Consider the following 2,157-nt stretch of genomic DNA (forward strand, 5'->3'; position numbering starts at 1 on the left):
TCCCTCGACCGCTTTTTTCCCCTTAAAAGGGGAAAAAAGCGGTCGAGGGATGGATGGGTTTCCTAACCATATCCAATAGACCAAGAGAAGAAATAATATTTCCTTATATTCAATTCCGTAACGGTTTTAACCAGAGGTAATTATCCATTATCAATTATCAATTAATGAAGAGAATACCAGGGATGCAAACCTTTAAAAGGATTACCTCTTTCACTCCTTGGAGACTAATTCTTCTTTCGGTGCAATAATGAGCTAATAACTCATAGCTGATAGCTGACAGCTGAATACTTACATTTTTATCTCCTAAACATCACAAAATACAGCATCAAAAATAGAGCGGCAAATTCTAAATTTGATGTTGACAAGATTTTGATAAAACTCATCTTTATTACCTATTTCTATTCTTCCCTCCACAGCTAACTTTTTCAAAATAGCTAAAGTTCCCTTGACATTTAATCCTAAATTAGTAGCCATTTTTCTAGCAGCTAAATCGTCTAAAATTACAAAATCAGTCTGTAATTCCGTAGCCAGAGCAATAGTTTCTGATTCACCCCGACCAAAATTCATATTTAACCGATTAAATAAAGAAGTTAAATTAGTGCTTTTTATAATTAACTTTTATGCTGCTAATATAGGAGTCAATGCCTGACTAATATCATCACTTTTAGCATTAATTTCATTCACCACAGAAGGCGTTATATAAAATTCATAATTGTCATTAAAAAATAATTCTAAAGCTTGCAACCTGACTAAAAAGATAATAGGAGACGAATCAATCGCGATTTTCAAAACTTTTACTTATTCAAATATTAATTATTAATTGTTTACCATCTTTGTTCCTGTTCTATATCCTCAGAGGAAAGATAGGAAAATTCAATGCCTAATAAATCCAAGATTTGCAATAATTCCTCAGCATCAATTCCCATGATTTCCGCACCTTTTCTCAAACTAATTAATCTAGTCATTAAAGCACCTAAGACAAATAAAAACTTTTCCTTTTGTTCGGGTTCAACAAAAATTGGTAAAGCAGCAGCAATATTTTTAACATCAAGAATAGTTGTCATTTCAGTTATCAGTTAGAGGAAGCTTGAGATATTATTTATCACGAAAGGCAAAAGGCAGAAGGCAGAAGGGAATTTGACTTAATTCCCACCCACCCGCAGCTAATTCCCAACAACTCTTTAAATATGTGAAAAACTTAATTAGGGTTTGCTGAATAAAGTTAAAAGTTAGGGCAGCTAAGGGTTAAGAGCTTTTTATATTAAGTTTATCCGCTAGCTATTGGCTAGTTTTGCCTCAAAATACTGGAATTTCCTGCTGAAATTCAAGAAAATTTCTTCACATATAATGGCCGAAACCGTTGCCTGTTCCTCCCATCTCCGCGTCTCCGCGTCCCCGTGTCCTACTCCCACCAACCAATTTTTCAGCAAACCCTAATTATATCATGTCCAGTAGCATCGGTATTGTATTACAAAGGTAGGGAACAGGCAGGAATACTTAAGAGCAAGAAAAAAACTTAAATTTCCTGTAGATATTTACCAAAAAATGAAGTCCAAAACCTCCCCTTTTAAGGGGATGAAAAGCGGTCGAGGGATGGCGAGGTTTCCTCGCCATATTCAATCGACCAAGAGAATATTCAGTTCAGTATTTCAATCCCAATGCTTTAGTGGTCGGTACTGATAACTGATAACTGAAATGACCTTTGGGTTTACACAAACGATACCAGCGGACATGATATTAACTAATATCAAAGAAATTAAAAATTTACCCAAAAAAAATGTCTCAGACTGATGTAATTTTAATCGGTAGTGGAATTGGTGGTCTAAGTTGTGCCGCTTTACTAGCGCGCTATGGTTTTAATGTCATAGTTTGCGAAAGTCACTCTATTGCTGGAGGTGCTGCTCATAGTTTTGAATATCAAGGCTTTAAATTTGATTCTGGACCATCTTTACATTCTGGTCTATCCTATCATCCTTCTACCAACCCACTAGCACAAGTTTTGGATGCTATCGGCGAAAAAGTCCCCTGTGTAACCTACGACACTTGGGGTTGTTGTTTGCCAGAAGGTGACTTTAATACCTCCGTAGGTGCAGACCAATTTTGTGATGTTCTCCAAAAATTGAGAGGAGAAAATGCTGTAACAGAATGGCGTCAACT

4 protein-coding genes are annotated in these 2,157 nt (G+C 35.9%); 1 reads left to right on the top strand and 3 read right to left on the bottom strand.

All coding sequences use genetic code 11. The features are described 5' to 3' along the window. Positions 1-303 precede the first annotated feature (303 nt). From F6K13_RS29880 to F6K13_RS29890, 3 genes are read right to left on the bottom strand one after another with little or no spacing between them, the layout of a single operon-like run. Positions 304-567, bottom strand: a complete 264-nt coding sequence (locus tag F6K13_RS29880; protein ID WP_240039100.1) for a hypothetical protein — start codon at positions 565-567, stop codon at positions 304-306. A 51-nt stretch (positions 568-618) separates the two neighbouring features. After that, the gene (locus tag F6K13_RS29885; protein ID WP_240039101.1) at positions 619-789 is read right to left on the bottom strand and encodes a hypothetical protein; all 171 of its coding nucleotides are present in this window, start codon (positions 787-789) and stop codon (positions 619-621) included. 35 nt (positions 790-824) lie between these two features. Beyond that, positions 825-1,064: a hypothetical protein gene (locus tag F6K13_RS29890; protein WP_124146352.1), complete on the bottom strand. Its 240-nt coding sequence runs from the start codon at positions 1,062-1,064 to the stop codon at positions 825-827. A gap of 713 nt (positions 1,065-1,777) precedes the next feature. Between F6K13_RS29890 and F6K13_RS29895 the strand changes: the two genes are divergently transcribed. After that, on the top strand, positions 1,778-2,157 hold a 380-nt coding region (locus tag F6K13_RS29895), incomplete at its 3' end, for an NAD(P)/FAD-dependent oxidoreductase (protein ID WP_287289387.1).

This window comes from Okeania sp. SIO2B9 (assembly GCF_010672505.1).
Lineage (GTDB): Bacteria > Cyanobacteriota > Cyanobacteriia > Cyanobacteriales > Microcoleaceae > Okeania > Okeania hirsuta.